Consider the following 16,606-nt stretch of genomic DNA (forward strand, 5'->3'; position numbering starts at 1 on the left):
GACCAGCTTGAGCAGGACAAAGCCCACGCCGGCGGTGAGGCAGCCGAATGGTATTCGGTGGAAGGTCGACCATCAGGCGGCGTCGCGTTCCGCGAAAACCCTGTCGATCAGTCCCCATTCGACCGCTTGCTGCGCGGTCATGAAGTGGTCGCGGTCAAGGGTCCGTTCCACCTCCTCCTCGGGGCGCCTGCAATGTTGCGCATAGAGCCGGATGATGCGCCGCTTCGTTTCCTGCATTTCGGTGGCATGGATCATGATGTCAGACGCCTGGCCTTGAAATCCGCCGAGTGGCTGGTGCACGTGAAGGCTCGCGTTGGGCAGGGCGGCGCGGTGACCGGGCTCGCCGGCCATCAGCAGGAAGGACCCCATGGAGCGCGCGGTGCCCATGCATAGCGTATGGACCGGCGCCTTGATGAACTGCATGGTGTCGTACATCGCAAGTCCGCTGGTAATCACGCCGCCATAGGAGTTGATGTAGAGATTGATCGGCTTGTTCGGGTTCTCTGCCTCCAGGAACAGGAGCTGCGCGCAGACGAGTCCGGACATTGCATCATTGACTTCGCCATTGAGGAAGATGATGCGCTCGCGCAAGAGTCGGGAGTAGATGTCGAAGGATCGCTCGCCGCGGCTGGACTGTTCGACGACCATAGGCACGAGTTGCAGCATGTCGCGCATCTGCGACCTCCGTTTCTACAGGGGATGAAGTCGTATTATCGCTAAAGCGCGATCAGGCCGCGCGCATCAGGCGGCAATTGGTGTTAGCCGGCCGCGGCAGCTTTTCGTTGACGTCGCAGGCTTGTTGGATGATGCGAAACCGAGTGCCGCCGGACTCGTTCGGTTCGATCCTGAAGGTGACGTGGCTTTCTCGAAAAGGGGGCTCGGAATCGCGGAGCCGGTAACGCACCTCTTCGCCCGCGACCGATGATTCGAGCTCGGCGCCCGCAAGGTCGGCATCCGGCAGCCAGCGCTCGCGCAGGGCCGGAATGGTGACGGCACGCCAGACCTTTGCTGGCGGTGCATCGAGGTCATATTCGAGAACCAGGGCTGCGTCGGGCTGATCCGGCTTCACTGCGTCGCTCATTGATCCATATCCTTCAAGAGATCGGCGAGCGCTTCCACGCGTTTCGGCCAGTAGGCTCGGTAGCGCGCAAGCCATGTCCCGATGGTGGCGATGCCGTTCGGATCGACCTCGTAGTTCACAAAGCGGCCCTGCCGCTGTTCGCGCACGAGACCTGCTGCACGCAGAACCGCGAGATGCTGCGACATCGCCGGTTGGCTGATCTCCAATCCGTCGCGCAAAGCGCTGGCATTCAGGCTTCCGCCAGCGAGCCTTTCAAAGACCTTTCGGCGCGTCGGGTCGGCCAGCGCCCTGAAGATGTCGGCTTCGATCATGACAACACATAAGCACACACTTATGTGTTGCGCAAGCCCCGAGAATCTGAGGCTGTCCGGTGCTTGGAGCGACCGGCAGGAAGCGCACCGAACTACTGCAATGCCTCACCGTGCTGGGAAATGTCGAGACCTTCCAATTCGTGCTCACGCGAGACGCGCAAGGGCACGAACAGGGCGACCAGCTTGAGCAGGATGAAGCTCACGCCCGCCGACCACACGAAGGTGACGGCAACGCCATAAAGCTGGATCAGAAGCTGCTGCGGGTGACCCTCGAGCAGGCCGGCGGCCCCGCCGATGGCGCTGGTCGCGAACACGCCGGCAAGCAGGGTGCCGGTCAGCCCGCCGATGCCGTGGACGCCGAACACGTCGAGCGAGTCGTCATATTTGAAGCGGTGCTTCAGCCAGGTGCAGGCCCAATAGCAGACCGCTCCGGCAATTACGCCGATGACGATGCCGTGCCAGGGCGCGACGAAGCCCGAGGCCGGCGTAATTGTGCCGAGCCCGGCGACCGCGCCCGAGATCATGCCAAGCACCGAGGGCTTGCGCCGCGTCGACCATTCGATCGCGCCCCAGGTTACTGCGCCGGAGCAGGCCGCAAGATGCGTCGCGATGATCGCCATCACCGCGCGCGCGTTGGCCGCGCCCGCCGAGCCGCCGTTGAAGCCGAACCAGCCCACCCACAGCAGGCCGGTGCCCATCACGGCGAGCGAGAGATCGAACGGCGAGAGATTGTCGGTGCCGTAGCCATGACGGCGTCCCATCACCTTCGCCGCGACGAGGCCGCCCGTGCCGGCCGACAGATGCACCACGAGGCCGCCGGCGAAATCCAACACGCCCGTGCTGGCGAGGAAGCCGCCGCCCCAGACCCAATGCGCCAGCGGAATGTAGACGAAGATGAACCAGGCGATGGAGAACAACAGATAAGCGGAGAAGCGCATGCGGTCGGCGACCGAGCCCGCCACCAGCGCCACAGTGATGATGGCGAAGGTCATCTGGTAGAGCATGAACAGCGCTTCCGGAATCGTCTTCGCGGCCGGATTGACGCTGTCCAGCGTCATGCCGGCAAGGAACCAGCGGTCGAGCGTACCGAGCCACGGGCCGTCGCCGACGAAGCAGAGCGAATAGCCGAACGCGACCCAGAGGATCGAGATCAGCGTCACCGCGGCGAGGCTCTGCGCCATGGTGGCAAGCACGTTCTTCTTGCGCACCATGCCGGAATAGAACAGCGCGAGCCCTGGGATCGTCATCATCAGCACCAGGGCGGTGGCGACGATCATCCAGGCGGTGTCGGCGGTATTGATGTCGCTCGTCGCCGCGCGCGCCGGCGAGGCAATGACGGACAGAAGTCCAATCGGCGCAGCAATGCCCGCTGCGCGGCGCAAATTTACCGCCATGTCGTTTTCCCCAGCTCATAGGTCAGGTCGAACGCTGTGGCGTCGTTGCCGGTGCGTTTCGAAGAAAGAGTCAGTCGCAACTGTGTCACAAGCATTTCACCCCCTCATCCTGGGGAGCGCGCCTATGCGCGTCTCGAAGGATGGCCGCGGGCAAGATCCGGGCGACGCGGTCGATCAGAGCGCGTCGCTGTCGGTCTCGCCGGTGCGGATGCGCAGCGCGTGGTCGATCGGCGTGACGAAGATCTTGCCGTCGCCGATCTGCCCGGTCCGCGCGGTCGCGGTGATCACGCTGACCGCCTTGTCGGCGATGTCGGAGGGGACTGCGATCTCGATCCGCAGCTTCGGCAGGAAGTTCACGACATATTCGGCGCCGCGATAGATCTCGGTGTGACCCTTCTGGCGGCCATAACCCTTCACTTCGGTCACGGTCATGCCGTGGACGCCGATCGCTGTCAGTGCCTGACGGACCTCATCGAGCTTGAAGGGTTTGATGATCGCGACGACGAGTTTCATGGTCAGGCCTTATTTTCCCGGGCTTCGCAGCGCTGCATGCGAACGGCGCTGCGTCAATCTGGCATCTTTCCGGGCAAATGGCACAAAAAAGTTGCAGATTGAAGGGGAAAAACGCGCGCGGCCCGCGGCCGTCGCCTCTGTACAGGGCAGCCGTCCACCCTTCACAATGCACTTTTGGTGTGGAGGCGGTGAACCTGCGCGTGCCGGACGGTACATAAGTATTTTGGGACTAAAGGGGGCGCTTCATGGCGAGTTGGTTCTACGCATCCGAGGGCAAGCAGCAGGGGCCCTATCCCGAAGCGCAATTCCGCGATCTCCTCGCCCAGGGCATCGTCCGTCCCGACACGCTGGTATGGACCGAAGGCATGGCCGGCTGGCAGAAGGCGGCCGAAATCCCCGGCTTGATCGGCGGCGTCGGTGCGCCGCCGATGGTCCCTGCGGCCGGTGGTTCCCCCGTGCGAGCCGGGGCCGGTGGACCGTTGACGAGCGATTTCAGCGTCTTTGGACTTCTCGGCCGCAGCATCGTGTTCATAATCGGCACGTTGCTGGTGATCCCCGCACCATGGGTTGCCGTCTGGTTCTACAAATGGGTCGCGTCCCAAATCCAGGTGCCGGGCCGGCCGAATTTCGGCTTTGTCGGCCAGCCGATGGACATCTGGTGGGTGTTCATGGCGTCCGCGCTTCTGACCTATGCCGGTGTGACCGGCATTTCGATCGCGCCGCTGATTGGCCTCGTCATCCAGTCGTTGCTGGCCTGGATGATCATCCGCTGGATCGCCGTCAATCTCACCTCGAACGGCGAGCGGCTGCCGATGTCGTTCCAGGGCAGCGCGATCGGTTACATCGGCTGGTATCTGCTGATGTTCATCTCCACTATCACCATCATCGGCTGGGCCTGGGTGATCGCGTTCTGGATGCGATGGATCTGCAGCAACATCGAGGGCACGCGGCGCGAGGTCGTGTTCAACGGAAGCGGCTGGCAGATCCTGTGGCGAACGGTGGTGTTCTCCCTCGCCTCGAGCTTCATCATTCCGATTCCGTGGATGCTGCGCTGGTACGCGCGCTGGTACGTGTCGCAATTCGCGCTTGTCGATCGCGGCGCCGTAGTCAACCACGGGTTCTGAACTACTTCCGCTCGCGCACGGAGCCTTCCTGCGCGACGGAGGCCACCAGCGTGCCGTCGGGCTTGAAGATCAGGCCGCGGGTCAATCCGCGGCCGCCCTGCGCGCTCGGCGAATCCTGCGCGTAGAGCAGCCATTCATCGGCACGGAAGGGGCGGTGAAACCACATCGCGTGATCAAGGCTCGCCGGCATCATCCGCTTGTCGAACAGCGTGCGGCCATAGCGCGCCATCACCGCGTCCAGCAGTGAGAAGTCCGACGCATACGCGAGCGCGCACATGTGCAGCGCCGGATCGTCAGGCAGTTTGGCTGCGGTCCTGATCCAGACATTGATGCGCCCGTCGTCGATCTTCTGGCCGAAATAGCGGCCGAGCTCGACCGGACGCAGCTCGATCGGACGATCGGATTCATAGTAGCGGCGGATGAATTCCGGCATCTCCCGGAACATCGGCTGCTTGGCGACCTCCTCCGCCGTGAGTTTTTCCGGCGGCGGCACGTCGGGCATTTTGTCCTGGTGGTCGAAGGCGCCCTCCTCCTCGGCATGGAACGAGACCATGATCGAGAAGATCGCGTTGCCGTGCTGGATCGCGGTGACGCGGCGCGTCGAATAGCTCCTGCCGTCGCGCAACCGCTCGACCTGATAGATGATCGGAATCTGCGGATCGCCCGGCAGGATGAAATAGCAATGCAGCGAGTGCGGCAGCCGGCCCTCGACCGTGCGGCAAGCCGCAACCATCGCCTGCCCGATTACCTGCCCGCCGAACACCCGCTGCCAGCTTGTCTTCGGGCTGTTGCCGCGGAACAAATTGACCTCGAGCTGCTCGAGGTCGAGGATCGAAATGAGGTCGATCAGGCTTTTGGACATTGGTCGAGCTTTCGCATTGTCGTCATTCCGGGACGCGAGTTAGCGCGAACCCGGAATGCGGAAGTTTATTGCGCGAGATTCCGGACTTCGCCTCTGCGATGTGCCGCGGAACGATACATTGCGGAACAGGCCCGCCCTTGTTTCACAGCACTGTTTCGCCCACCTCAAGTCTGCTAGCAAGACCCACGAGTTGGCCGGGAAATTTGGGTATGTCGGTACAGGGTAGCATTGTCATTTGCGGCGGCGCGTTTGCCGGCCTGGCGCTGGCGCTGGCGCTGCGTCAGGGCCTCGGGCCTGACGTGCCCGTTATCGTCGCCGACCCCGCGCTGGCGACGCGCCCGAGCCGCGATGCGCGCGCCACCGCGATCGTTGCGGCCTGCCGCCGCCTGTTCGAGGCGATCGGCGCCTGGGATGACGTCAGAGGCGAGGCGCAGCCGATCCTCGACATGGTCGTCACGGATTCGAAGCTGGAGGACGCCACGCGCCCGGTGTTCCTGACCTTCGCCGGCGACGTTGAGCCGGGCGAGCCCTTCGCGCATATGATCGAGAACCGCCGCCTGATCGATGTGCTGGTGGCGCGCACGGCAGCCGAGGGCGTCGATCTCCGCGCCACCGCGGTAACGTCCTACGACGCGCGTCCCGACGGCATCGACGTGACGCTGGGCGATGGCAGCGTGATCGCCGCGGGCCTTTTGATCGCCGCCGATGGCGCACGATCGAGGCTGCGCGAGCGCGCCGGCATCGCCACCCACGGCTGGGAGTACGATCAATCCGGCATCGTCGTCACCGTCGGCCATGAGCGCGATCACGAGGGGCGCGCCGAAGAGCACTTCTTACCCGCAGGTCCCTTCGCGATCCTGCCGCTTACGGGAAAACGGTCCTCGCTTGTCTGGACCGAGCGCCGCGCGGAAGCCGCGCGCATTGTTGCCTTGAGCGAAGAGGAATTCCACGGCGAGCTCGAGCAGCGTTTTGGCCTGCATCTCGGCGAGGTGAAGGCGCTCGACAAGCCGCGCGCGTTCCCGCTGTCCTATTTCGTGGCGCGTTCCTTCGTCGCCGAGCGCCTGGCGCTGGTCGGCGATGCCGCCCATGTCATCCATCCCATCGCCGGCCAGGGCCTCAACATGGGGCTGAAGGATGTCGCGGCGCTGGCCGAGGTGATCGTCGACGCCGCGCGGCTCGGCATGGATATCGGCGCGGCCGACGTGCTCGAACGCTACCAGCGCTGGCGGCGTTTCGACACCATGGCGATGGGGGTCGCGACCAATTCGCTGAACTTCCTGTTCTCAAACAAGTCGACGCTGCTGCGCACCGTGCGCGATATCGGCCTCGGCATCGTCGACCGCGCGCCGCCACTGAAGAATCTCTTCATCCGCGAGGCCGCCGGTCTGACGGGCGAAGTGCCGCGGCTGTTGAAGGGCGAGGCGTTGTAAGGAGGCGAATTGTGCGTGGCGAATAGCGAGTAGGTCCATTCGCTACTCATCATTCGCTATTCGCCATCCTCAATCGATCTTCCGCGCCTCCTCAGGCAGCATGATCGGGATGCCGTCGCGGATCGGATAGGCGAGCTTGGCCGACCGCGAGATCAGCTCCTGCCGCGCGGCATCGAATTCGAGCGGGCCTTTGGTCAGCGGGCAGACCAGGATCTCCAGCAGTTTGGGATCGACGCTGTTTTCGGGGCGTTCGGTGGTCGCGTTCATTGTTGTCTCCGGTGATCGGGTGCCTGTAGCACAGAACGCGGCCGCCGCCCAAACTCCGTATATCGGGAATGGTGCGCTGCCCTAGGCGGAGACCATGCGCAAGAGCTCATCGAGCTGAGCTTTGAGCCGTGCGGCCGGCACTGGCACGCCCGACAGGGCGAAGCCGAGAAACGTCCAGTACAGGATTTGCGCGCGGGCCTCTGCCGTCGCCGGGCCAAGCCCCCGCTTCGCCAGCAGCGTCTCGATATAGTCGAGCCGCCGGCGGTCGATGGCGCGGACCGCTGCCTGCGCGGCCGGATCGAACGCCGCCCAGTTGCGCACCGAACGCTCGAGGTCGAGTCGCGCCCCAAAGGACCTGCGCAGCAGGGATTTTAGCGGCTCGTTGCTGTCGGCCTCGACGTCGGCGATGATCTGCTCGGCCGCGATCTCGCGCCAACGCTTCAGCACGGCCGCGTGGAACGCACCGAGATCGGCAAAATGCCAGTAGAAGCTGCCGCGCGAGACGCCCATGGCTCTCGCCAGCGGATCGGCCTTCAGTGCGGTGAAGCCGTCCTTGGCCAGCGCCTTCAGGCCCTGATTGATCCAGTCGTCGGCGGAGAGCTGTTCGGCCATGTCCGGTTCCAAATACCCGACCATACACTAGTGTATTGACAGACGCTGCGCCAGCGTCTACCCCACCATACATATCTGTATGGTAAGAATTGTTGGGAGACTTGGCGATGCGCGATCTCTTGCTCCAATGTGCCGGACTTGCCGTGATCATCGCGGCCCTCGTTCACGGAATCCTCGGTGAGACCAAGGTTTTCGCGCGCGCCCGCATCGAGCCGGAACGTCTGCGCACCCTGATCCGCCTGGTCTGGCAGACCTCGACAGTCGCCTGGATCGGCGGCGGCGTGTTGCTCATCGCGACCCCCTGGATGGCCTCGGAGCCGGCCCGTCACTGGATCATCACCACGCTGGCCTGCGTGTTCGCCTTCGCGGCCTTCGCCAATGCCTTCGCCACACGCGGCCGGCATTTCGGCTGGATGGCGCTCAGTGCCGTCGTCGTGATGGCGGTCGCCGGCTACTAGCGTTGTGACTCCGACAGTCCATTCCGTCATCCCGGGGCCTGAGCGGAGCGAGGGAGCCCGGAATCCATAGGGCCGCAGAGCACGTGGATGAATGGATTCTCAGATGCGCAGTTGCGCATCATAGCTCGCGACTTCGTCGCGCCCCGGAATGACACTGAGTGAATCAGATGTCAGAGACGCAACACTTGCGGCCGTGCATCCGAGAACGCGGCCGATCCGAACTCATGAGGCGTAAGGCCGCAGCGGCGCATCAAACGCGCGCTGCATGCGGAGAGCGCTGATCTTTTCGCCGACGTTAGAATATATCTAAAGCCATTCAGCGTTGAACCCGATTGACTCCGCCGTCACCTCTGCTTCCTTCGATCGCGCTTCGCGCAAGATCTTGCGCACACGAAACAGGAGGAGATTTTCGTGAGAGTCATTCGTGTTGTTGCCATTGCACTTTCGATCGGGATGAGCATGGGGTCGGCGGCCATGGCCGACGGCTTCAAGAACTGCACCAAGCTCGACAAGGCGTCCTGGAAGCCGGCCGGCGATGCCGAAGCCAAGGCCAAGGCGGCCGGCTATGAAGTGCGGCGCTCCAAGATCGAAGGTTCGTGCTACGAGGTCTACGGCGTGAAGGAAGGCAAGCTCTACGAGCTGTTCTACAGCCCGGAGGATCTCAGCCTGAAGCACACGATCGCGAAGTGACGTTTAGAGTGATCCTGGCTTGATGGAAGAGGCGGTGTCAGAAGCGCGCAGGACGTCCACACCGAACTCCGCGGATCGAACCGTTTCGCGGACAGTGGGGGTCTGGGACCTCCCGTTGCGCCTCTGGCACTGGTTACTGGCCGGCTTTGTTCTGGTCGCCTGGTTCACGCCCAATGTTTATGACGGGCTTCACCGCATCGCCGGCTACACCGTGATCGGGCTATTGGCCTTCCGCCTGATCTGGGGGGCCTATGGAAGCCGCTACGCGCGCTTCCGCATGGTCGGGGTCAGGCTTCGCGCCGCGCCGCGCTATCTCTGGAATCTGCGCCGCGGCATGACCGGACGCTATATCGGGCTCAATCCCGCCGGCACGTTGATGCTGGTGGCTCTGCTCCTGACCCTCGCCGTCTCCGCGATATCAGGCGCGATGGCGGTCACCGTCACCTTCTTCGGCGTCTGGTGGGTCGAGGACACCCACGCCTATTCCTCGGACGCCGTCATCGTCCTGGTCGTGTTGCACGTGGCTGGGGTGATCTTGATGAGCATTCTCCAGCGCGAGAACCTGGTGAGCGCGATGTTCACGGGCCGGAAGCGCATCCGCAATCGTCTCTAGACGTTCGTGCCCTTCCCTGCGGGCGCCTCCCAACTCGGCCCTGATGCCGATGGCACTATCCCCTCGCCCAAACATTCCGCCAATCTCAGATTGTGCGGGCAGTTTTTACCTGCCGATAAGCATGCAACCGGGAATTGCACGAAATTAACGCGAACAACGCTTAGCCCGTTCACAATCAGGAACATTGACGATGGAGCGGCTTTGAATGTTCCGCGTTTTTACCTGCGTTACCGCAGAGCATGATTGGCGGCTCGTCATGCTCGCCGGACTGGTTTGCTTCACCGCAAGCATTGTTGCGGTGAGCATCTTTCATCGCGCAATCGCGTCGCAAGCCAGAACGCGGCTGATCTGGATCGCGATCGCCGGCGCTGCCATCGGATACGGCATCTGGGCAACGCATTTTGTTGCAATGCTGGCCTACGCGCCCGGCGTCTCGACCGGTTACGGCATCGTTCTGACCGCGCTGTCGCTGGCCGCGGCGATGATCCTGACGTCGGGAGCCTTTGGTTTTGCCGCAAGCAACTCCGGCCGGTGGCGGGCGGCTGCCGGCGGCGCCATCATCGGCGCGGGCATCGCGAGCATGCACTATCTCGGTATGTGGGCGCTCGAGGTGCCGGGTCGCGTGACCTGGGCGCCGGAGCTGGTGCTCGCCTCGATCGTCCTCGGCGTGGTCCTGGGCTATGCTGCACTTGCGGTGGCCCTGCACCACCAGCACAAATGGGGGACCTTCGCCGCCGCGCTGTTGCTGACGCTCGCCATCGTGTCGCATCATTTCACGGCCATGGGGGCCGTACAGATCGTTCCGGACCCGGCGCTGACAATCGATACCTTGTCGCTTTCGCCCACCTTCCTCGCCGTGGCAATTGCGGGCGCGGCCCTGTCGGTGCTCGGCATGAGCCTCGTCGGCGTGATCGCGGATCGGCGCCTTGCGACCAGAACCAGCAAGTTCGAGGAAATCATCAGCCAGTTATCGATTGCCCGGCAGCAAGTCGAAGGCTCGCAAAGAGCGCTGCACGAGCAAAAACTCAGGCTGGATACGGCCATCAACAATATGGTTGAAGGCCTTTGCATGTTCGATGCGGAGAAGCGACTTGTCGTCTGCAACGAGCGTTATGCCCGACTTTATCGGCTACCGCCGGAACTGCTGAGGACAGGAACACCGCACACCGACATCATCAGGCATCGCATCGCGAACGGCATTCTCAAGGGAGACACCAGCGAGGGCGCTGCCGAGCAGCTCATCTCGAAATTGGGTGCGCTGCCGGTCGACACGGTCTCGAGCAGGATCGACGAGTTCGCGGATGGCCGGTTGATCTGCGTGACGCGACAGCCGATGGCGGGTGGCGGTTGGGTCGCCACGCATCTCGATGTCACCGAGCAACGGCGGTCCGAGGCCAAGATCACTCATATGGCGCAACACGACGCGTTGACCGATCTGCCAAATCGGGTGCTGCTCAGAGAGCGGATGGAGCATGCGCTTGCCGTGACGCGCAATGGCGGCCTCGATCTGGCCGTGCTCATGCTCGACCTCGATCGCTTCAAGGAAGTCAACGACACGCTCGGACATCCGGCGGGCGATACTCTGTTGCGTGCCGTCGCGGCGCGTTTGCGCGAATGCACCACGGATACGACGTTGATCGCCCGACTGGGCGGCGACGAGTTCGCCGTCATCGACTATGTCACCAACCCGGCCGTGGAGGCCGCCGCCCTCGCCGAGAACATTAGAAAGGTGCTTTGCGAACCTTTCGACCTCGGCGATCACCGGGTTACAGTGGGCACCAGCATCGGCATTGCCATTGCGCCGCGCGATGGCACCGATTCCGACATGATCATGAAGAGCGCGGATCTCGCCCTCTACTCGGCCAAGAGTGGCGGGCGCGGTGCATACCGTTTCTTCGAGCCGGAGCTCGACCAGCTCATGCATGCCCGGCGCAACCTCGAGCGCGATATGCGGGCCGCGCTTGCCGGCCGCGAATTCGAGCTCCATTACCAGCCCTACGTCAATGCCGTGACCGGTGAGACCAGCGGCTTCGAGGCCTTGCTACGCTGGCATCACCCGCAGCGAGGTCTGGTCATGCCTTCCGACTTCATCCCGCTTGCAGAGGAAACCGGCCTCATCGTGCCACTCGGAGAATGGGTCCTGAGGACCGCATGTGGCGAAGCCGCCAAATGGCCGGCCCATCTCAAGATCGCGATCAACCTGTCTCCCGCTCAATTCAGAAGCAAGGAGCTCGTTCCGGTCGTTCTCGGCGCGCTGGCGAACTCAGGGCTGGCGCCGCACAGGCTCGAGCTCGAGGTCACCGAGACGGTGATCATGCACGACAGCGAAGCTGTATTCGCAGCGCTCGGCCAACTGCGCGAACTGGGCGTCCGAATCGCCCTGGACGACTTCGGCACCGGCTATTCATCGCTAAGCTTTCTGCAGAAATTTCCGTTCGACAAGGTCAAGATCGACCGCAGTTTCGTCAACGAACTGTGCAGCACGAGGCAAGAGGCGAGCCATCTCGCGAAAGCGGTGGTTCGTTTCGCGGTCAGCCTCGGCAAGACGACAACCGCTGAAGGCGTCGAAACCCAGGAGCAGCTCGACATCCTGCGTGAAGAGGGGTGCGCCGAAACGCAAGGCTACTATTTCAGCCGGCCGATGCCCGCATCGAGGATCGCGAAAATGCTGCGGCGAAGAACCAAGGCGGCCGTCTGCGCTGCCTGAGCAATCAGGCCATCACCGCAGCGGGGGATCGCCGCTGGCGCGCTTCTTGGCGAGGTGGGCCGGCATTCTGGCTAGATGCGATTCCGCGCAGTGATGGCGATGGCGCAGCTTGAGGCCTTGGGCAGCCAATCCGCCATGCATGAGGGCGTCTCCTAGTCCCAATCGTCTGCTTCTGTAGGGATTCCAGTCATATCAACTGCTCACGCTCCGGCTCGGGGCGAGTTCTTTTTATTTATTCTAATTCTAAGCTGGAGTGATTCTAGTCACGAACTTCCCTCTTCTGCTTCCCAAGAATGCCATTGCCTGTTTTTCCTGCGGCAGGATGTCGCAATTCTTGGGGGCACACATGTCACTGCACGTTTCCGCTGACCCGTTTGCATTTCGATTCGAACGCCGATGCCCCAGCCGATCAGCTCTGCTGGCGGCGACCGCGATATCGTTCTTGAGTTCTAGTGGAGCTCTTGCAGCGGATGGTGACGCGAACGCCGCGTTGCTGAAGAAGCTCGAGAAGATGGAGCAGCGCATCCAGCAGCTCGAATCCGAGCTGAAGCAGAAGCAGGATCGCCCGGCCGCTGATGCAGACGCAAAGCGGGCGGCCAAAACGGCATCGCTGACGAGCGCCAATGCGCCCGCGCCGTCCGCCGAAGCAAAGGACGCGCCAGCCAAGCCTGAGAACCATAAGCCCGAAGCCCAACCGTCCGAGAAATCGGCCAAGTCGAAGTCGAAAGACTCCATCCCTCTACCCCCACCGCCGTCAGCGTCGGACAAACCGATCCTCGGGCTGTCGGATTCTCCGGTCTCCGGTCTCAGCATCGGGGCATATGGTGAGATCAACTTCGGTACCATGCAAAATCCTGCTGCCGGCGGCCAGTGGCAGAAGGGTTTTGACGCGGCCAGGTTCGTCCTCCTGCCCACCTATGCGATCACCTCGAACATCATCTTCAATGCGGAAATCGAGTTCGAGCACGCGGGCTCTGGATTTGACAACGACGACAAGCTGCACGGCACTGCCGAGATCGAGCAGCTCTGGGTCGACTTCAAGATCATCGACCAGTTCAACTGGCGTTCGCCGGGCATTGATCTCGTGCCGATCGGCTACATCAATCAGCATCACGAACCCACGCAATATTACAGCGTGCTCCGGCCCGCACTCTACAACGGCCTCATTCCGTCGACCTGGAAGGTTCCATCCACCAGCGTCTATGGGACGATCACCGAGGATCTCAAATATCAGGTCATGGTCAGCACCAGTAACGAGGATTTTGGCGACTCCTTCGACAATCGCACTGAGGCAAAGACTGTCCCGCTTCCCGGGACGGCGTACATCGCCGGCATCGACGGCGTAACCGCGCTCGCATTCTCCAGGCCCCCGCTCGGCGACTTCCAGCAACTCAACAACGCCACGGCCGTGTCCGGCCGGCTCGACTTTACGCCGACATTCTGGCCAGGATTCGCCGGAAGCGTCAGCGCCTATTTCTCACCGAACACGACGCCGCGAGGCGCGCATGACGATTTCGGTAACTTCCTCGGCAGGTCCAGTCTCGCAATGTTTGACGCCGAATTCCGCTATAGGGTGCCCGACACGGGTCTTGAGTTTCGCGGTGAATATGTCCGCGCCGATTTCGGGCACCCGGAAAACCTGCGCGCCAACAACGACTCGGATCCGACCAACAATGTCGGCAAGTCGATGTACGGCTATTCCGGCGAGATTGCCTATCATGTCCCGCTAGGCACGATTCTCAACAGCGAGTGGGAGGCTGTGCCGTTCTACCGCTACACCTATCAGAACCTGCAGACCGGCGGCTTCGCGGGAACCGATGCCAATCTGCCGACCGGTCAGGGTCAGCGGCAGTATCACACGGCCGGTTTTGCGGTGTTTCCATCGCCGAAGGTCGTGCTCAAGGCAACCTATCAGCATGTGATCGACAAGAGCGCCACGGGCGCGCTTTCGGATTCGTTCCTCGGCGGCGTCGGCTTCTTCTTTTGATGCCGACAGGGTCGCCTAGGATATCGCTGCAAGACCTGATGACACGACCAGGAGCGAGGTGACTATGAATTGGGTTCGATACACCCTGCCGGCGGCAGCGATCTTGTCTGCCGCCTCTCCCGCCTATGCCGTTCGGTATCTGTCGATCGAGGACGCGCAGAAGGCGGCATTTCCGTCCGCAACGCATTTTTCCGAGGTCCAGGCGGGCCGGGTCTGGAAAGCCGAGGCCGGCGGCAAGGTTGTCGGCTTCTTCGTGTTCGACCGGGTCGTCGGCAAGCACCTTTTCATCGACTACGCAGTGGCGCTGACCCCGGCGGGTGCCGTCCACAGAGTCGAGATCCTGGAATATCGGGAATCCTATGGCGGCGAAATCAGGAGCCCGAGCTGGCTCGCACAGTTCGTCGGTAAGACCAGCGGCAGTGCGCTCAAGATCAACGGCGATATCAGGAACATCGCCGGCGCGACGCTGTCGTCGACCCATGTTACCGAAGGCGTGAAAAGAATACTGGCGGCTTATGGCAATCGCATCCGATAGAATCCGTCGCGCAAGGCCACTGCTCGGCACCTTCGTGGAGATCGAGGTTGCGGGCGCTCGCAGATCCGACCTGGACGGTGCCATCGACGCCGCATTCGATGCCATTGCGCAAGTGCATAGGCTGATGAGCTTTCATGAGCCGGATAGCGACGTCAGCCGGCTCAACCGCGAAGCCGGCATTCGTCCGCTGAATATACATGCGTGGACGTTCGAAGTGCTCAAGACCGCCGTTGAGCTGCATCGCCGCTCCGGCGGGCTTTTTGATATCACGATCGCACCGGCGCTGCAGACCATGGGGTTGCTGCCGCTTCTGAAGGGTCAGCCGGTGGCGGCGCCGATTGGGCGCCCCACCGACGCGATTGAGCTGCTTCCGGACCAAGAGGTTCGCTTTCGATCGACCGAAGTCACGATTGACCTTGGTGGCATAGCGAAGGGCTTTGCCGTCGACCGCGCCGTTGCCGCGCTGCGCGATTTTGGCATTCCAGCCGGCATGGTGAACGCCGGTGGCGACCTTCGGGCCTTTGGCACGGAGTCGCACGCGGTTCACGTCCGCGATCCCCGCGGTCCCGGCCGATCGATCTGCCGCATCGATGTGGCCGACGAAGCGCTGGCCTCAACGGCGCGCCGCGTCGAGCTGTTCGACAGCAGTGAGCCGGGCTGTTCGGTGGTGATTGATCCCGCAACTCAGAGGCCGGCAAGCCTGATCGACGGCGTCACGGTTCGCGCGCCCTCCTGCATGGTTGCCGACGGTTTGACCAAGATCGTCATGATCTCCGGGACGGATGCGGGCAAACTGCTCGAATGTTACCAGGCCGGCGCCTTGTTGATCTCGGCCGACGGCGACGTTCAGATCACCTCCGACTGGCAGCACGCGGTGCACCTTGCGGCTTAGAACATCGTTTCGCTACTCGCTCTACGCGGCGTTCGCGGCGCTGTTTCTGACCGGCGCCGGTTGGCTCGCGGCCGACTGGCAGAAGGACGTTGCCGGCGACGATATCTGGCAGCAGATCGCGGCCAACATGCTGATGGTCCATGGCGGCATCGCGATGCTGGCGCTGTTGCTGCTGGGCGCCCTCGTTCCGGTGCACCTGCGGCGATCGTGGCGAGGCGGCAAGAATCTCGTTTCCGGATCGGTCATGGCGGCGTTCAATGCGGTCCTGATCGCGACCGCATTCGGGCTCTATTATCTGGGATCGGAAGCGGTACGGCCCTGGATGAGCTGGATCCACCTGGGCACCGGATTCTCGTTGGCCCTGATGCTTCCGCTTCATATCTGGCTGGGTCGACGGGAGTCGCGATAGCGTCCTGCAGGCTCGTGCTATTGCAGCGGCGGATCGCCCGAGGTGCGCTTCTTGGCGAGATCCATCTCGGTCACCGCGATCAGGATTTCGGCGCGGGTCTTCAGGTCCGGCGCCTCCAACATGGCCTGCTTCTCGGCCGGGCCATAGGGCGACATCATTGCCAGCGCATTGACGAGGGCCTCATTGGGCGCGCTCTCGACGCCCTCCCAATCGACCTTGAGGTTGTTGGCCTTCAAAAAGTCCGCCAGTGCCGCGAGCAGCGCCTCGCGATTGACGTCATCCTCGCCCTTGCGGGCGGTGAAGTCGTCGGCGAACGCGAAGAAATCCACCTTGCACTGCCGGTAGGCCGTGAGCACGTCGAGCTCCTCGACCACCTTGAAGCGCGCAATGCCGGTGAGCTCGAGGATGTAGCGGCCGTCGCCGGATTCGGCGAGCTGGGTGATGCGGCCGACGCAGCCGACACGGAACAGCACCGGCTTGTCGGCATTCTTCGGCGAATGCGCCACGTCCGGCTGGATCATGCCGATCAGGCGATGGCCGTCGCGCAAGGCGTCGTCGACCATCGCGAGGTAGCGCGGCTCGAAGATGTTGAGCGGCATCTGGCCGCGCGGCAACAACAGCGCGCCGGGCAGGGGAAACACCGGGATGATCTCCGGAAGGTCCGCGGGCCCGCGATATTCGATATTGATCGGCATCTTGCCCGGTCCCCGCTCGCCGGCTG

Annotated in this window: 19 protein-coding genes; 10 read left to right on the plus strand and 9 right to left on the minus strand. The window is 62.9% G+C overall.

From position 1 onward, the window contains the following. Positions 1-72: 72 nt before the first annotated feature. The 5 genes from MTX21_RS26125 to MTX21_RS26145 form a co-directional block, all read right to left on the minus strand. A complete protein-coding gene (locus MTX21_RS26125; RefSeq protein ID WP_280967538.1) occupies positions 73-675 on the minus strand; it encodes an ATP-dependent Clp protease proteolytic subunit in 603 nt (200 codons plus the stop codon). A gap of 52 nt (positions 676-727) precedes the next feature. Next, entirely contained in the window at positions 728-1,081 is a 354-nt protein-coding gene (locus MTX21_RS26130; RefSeq protein ID WP_280967539.1) for a hypothetical protein, read from the minus strand. Next, positions 1,078-1,392: a metalloregulator ArsR/SmtB family transcription factor gene (locus MTX21_RS26135; RefSeq protein WP_280967540.1), complete on the minus strand. Its 315-nt coding sequence runs from the start codon at positions 1,390-1,392 to the stop codon at positions 1,078-1,080. Before MTX21_RS26135 ends, MTX21_RS26130 begins: the two co-directional genes overlap by 4 nt. 92 nt (positions 1,393-1,484) lie before the next feature. After that, positions 1,485-2,786 carry an ammonium transporter gene (locus tag MTX21_RS26140; RefSeq protein ID WP_280967541.1) on the minus strand — a complete coding sequence of 434 codons (1,302 nt, stop codon included), beginning with the start codon at positions 2,784-2,786 and terminating at the stop codon, positions 1,485-1,487. 174 nt (positions 2,787-2,960) lie between these two features. After that, positions 2,961-3,299: a P-II family nitrogen regulator gene (locus MTX21_RS26145; protein WP_027554019.1), complete on the minus strand. Its 339-nt coding sequence runs from the start codon at positions 3,297-3,299 to the stop codon at positions 2,961-2,963. Positions 3,300-3,544: 245 nt separating this feature from the next. Here MTX21_RS26145 and MTX21_RS26150 point away from each other — a divergent pair, with 245 nt between their 5' ends. Next, entirely contained in the window at positions 3,545-4,423 is an 879-nt protein-coding gene (locus MTX21_RS26150; RefSeq protein ID WP_280967542.1) for a DUF4339 domain-containing protein, read from the plus strand. Position 4,424: 1 nt separating this feature from the next. Here MTX21_RS26150 and tesB read toward each other — a convergent pair whose 3' ends face one another. Continuing rightward, positions 4,425-5,285 carry an acyl-CoA thioesterase II gene (tesB, locus tag MTX21_RS26155; RefSeq protein WP_280967543.1) on the minus strand — a complete coding sequence of 287 codons (861 nt, stop codon included), beginning with the start codon at positions 5,283-5,285 and terminating at the stop codon, positions 4,425-4,427. A gap of 209 nt (positions 5,286-5,494) precedes the next feature. Here tesB and MTX21_RS26160 point away from each other — a divergent pair, with 209 nt between their 5' ends. Further along, complete coding sequence (locus tag MTX21_RS26160) at positions 5,495-6,715, plus strand: ubiquinone biosynthesis hydroxylase (RefSeq protein ID WP_280967544.1); 1,221 nt, start codon at positions 5,495-5,497, stop codon at positions 6,713-6,715. Between the two features lie 69 nt (positions 6,716-6,784). Here the strand turns inward: MTX21_RS26160 and MTX21_RS26165 are convergent, their stop codons facing one another. Beyond that, positions 6,785-6,982, minus strand: a complete 198-nt coding sequence (locus MTX21_RS26165) for a Trm112 family protein (protein ID WP_280967545.1) — start codon at positions 6,980-6,982, stop codon at positions 6,785-6,787. A gap of 81 nt (positions 6,983-7,063) precedes the next feature. Beyond that, entirely contained in the window at positions 7,064-7,594 is a 531-nt protein-coding gene (locus MTX21_RS26170; RefSeq protein ID WP_280967546.1) for a TetR/AcrR family transcriptional regulator, read from the minus strand. A gap of 107 nt (positions 7,595-7,701) precedes the next feature. Between MTX21_RS26170 and MTX21_RS26175 the strand changes: the two genes are divergently transcribed. The 8 genes from MTX21_RS26175 to MTX21_RS26210 all read left to right on the plus strand — a co-directional run bounded on the left by MTX21_RS26175 (position 7,702) and on the right by MTX21_RS26210 (position 15,885). Then, a complete protein-coding gene (locus MTX21_RS26175; protein ID WP_280967547.1) occupies positions 7,702-8,052 on the plus strand; it encodes a hypothetical protein in 351 nt (116 codons plus the stop codon). A gap of 411 nt (positions 8,053-8,463) precedes the next feature. After that, the gene (locus tag MTX21_RS26180) at positions 8,464-8,742 is read left to right on the plus strand and encodes a PepSY domain-containing protein (protein WP_279373844.1); all 279 of its coding nucleotides are present in this window, start codon (positions 8,464-8,466) and stop codon (positions 8,740-8,742) included. Between the two features lie 19 nt (positions 8,743-8,761). Then, a complete protein-coding gene (locus MTX21_RS26185; RefSeq protein WP_280967548.1) occupies positions 8,762-9,355 on the plus strand; it encodes a cytochrome b/b6 domain-containing protein in 594 nt (197 codons plus the stop codon). A gap of 205 nt (positions 9,356-9,560) precedes the next feature. Further along, positions 9,561-12,062, plus strand: a complete 2,502-nt coding sequence (locus MTX21_RS26190) for an EAL domain-containing protein (RefSeq protein ID WP_280967549.1) — start codon at positions 9,561-9,563, stop codon at positions 12,060-12,062. A gap of 442 nt (positions 12,063-12,504) precedes the next feature. Continuing rightward, entirely contained in the window at positions 12,505-14,049 is a 1,545-nt protein-coding gene (locus tag MTX21_RS26195) for a hypothetical protein (RefSeq protein ID WP_280967550.1), read from the plus strand. 64 nt (positions 14,050-14,113) lie between these two features. After that, complete coding sequence (locus tag MTX21_RS26200) at positions 14,114-14,584, plus strand: FMN-binding protein (RefSeq protein ID WP_280967551.1); 471 nt, start codon at positions 14,114-14,116, stop codon at positions 14,582-14,584. Then, positions 14,565-15,476, plus strand: coding sequence for an FAD:protein FMN transferase (locus MTX21_RS26205; RefSeq protein ID WP_280967552.1), 912 nt, complete (start codon positions 14,565-14,567; stop codon positions 15,474-15,476). Before MTX21_RS26200 ends, MTX21_RS26205 begins: the two co-directional genes overlap by 20 nt. After that, complete coding sequence (locus MTX21_RS26210) at positions 15,466-15,885, plus strand: hypothetical protein (protein ID WP_280967554.1); 420 nt, start codon at positions 15,466-15,468, stop codon at positions 15,883-15,885. Before MTX21_RS26205 ends, MTX21_RS26210 begins: the two co-directional genes overlap by 11 nt. Before the next feature lie 17 nt (positions 15,886-15,902). Here the strand turns inward: MTX21_RS26210 and MTX21_RS26215 are convergent, their stop codons facing one another. Then, on the minus strand, positions 15,903-16,580 hold the full coding sequence (locus MTX21_RS26215) for an LON peptidase substrate-binding domain-containing protein (RefSeq protein WP_280967555.1): 678 nt from the start codon (positions 16,578-16,580) through the stop codon (positions 15,903-15,905). Between the last annotated feature and the right edge of the window lie 26 nt (positions 16,581-16,606).

The sequence above is a fragment of the Bradyrhizobium sp. ISRA430 genome, assembly GCF_029909975.1.
Lineage (GTDB): Bacteria > Pseudomonadota > Alphaproteobacteria > Rhizobiales > Xanthobacteraceae > Bradyrhizobium.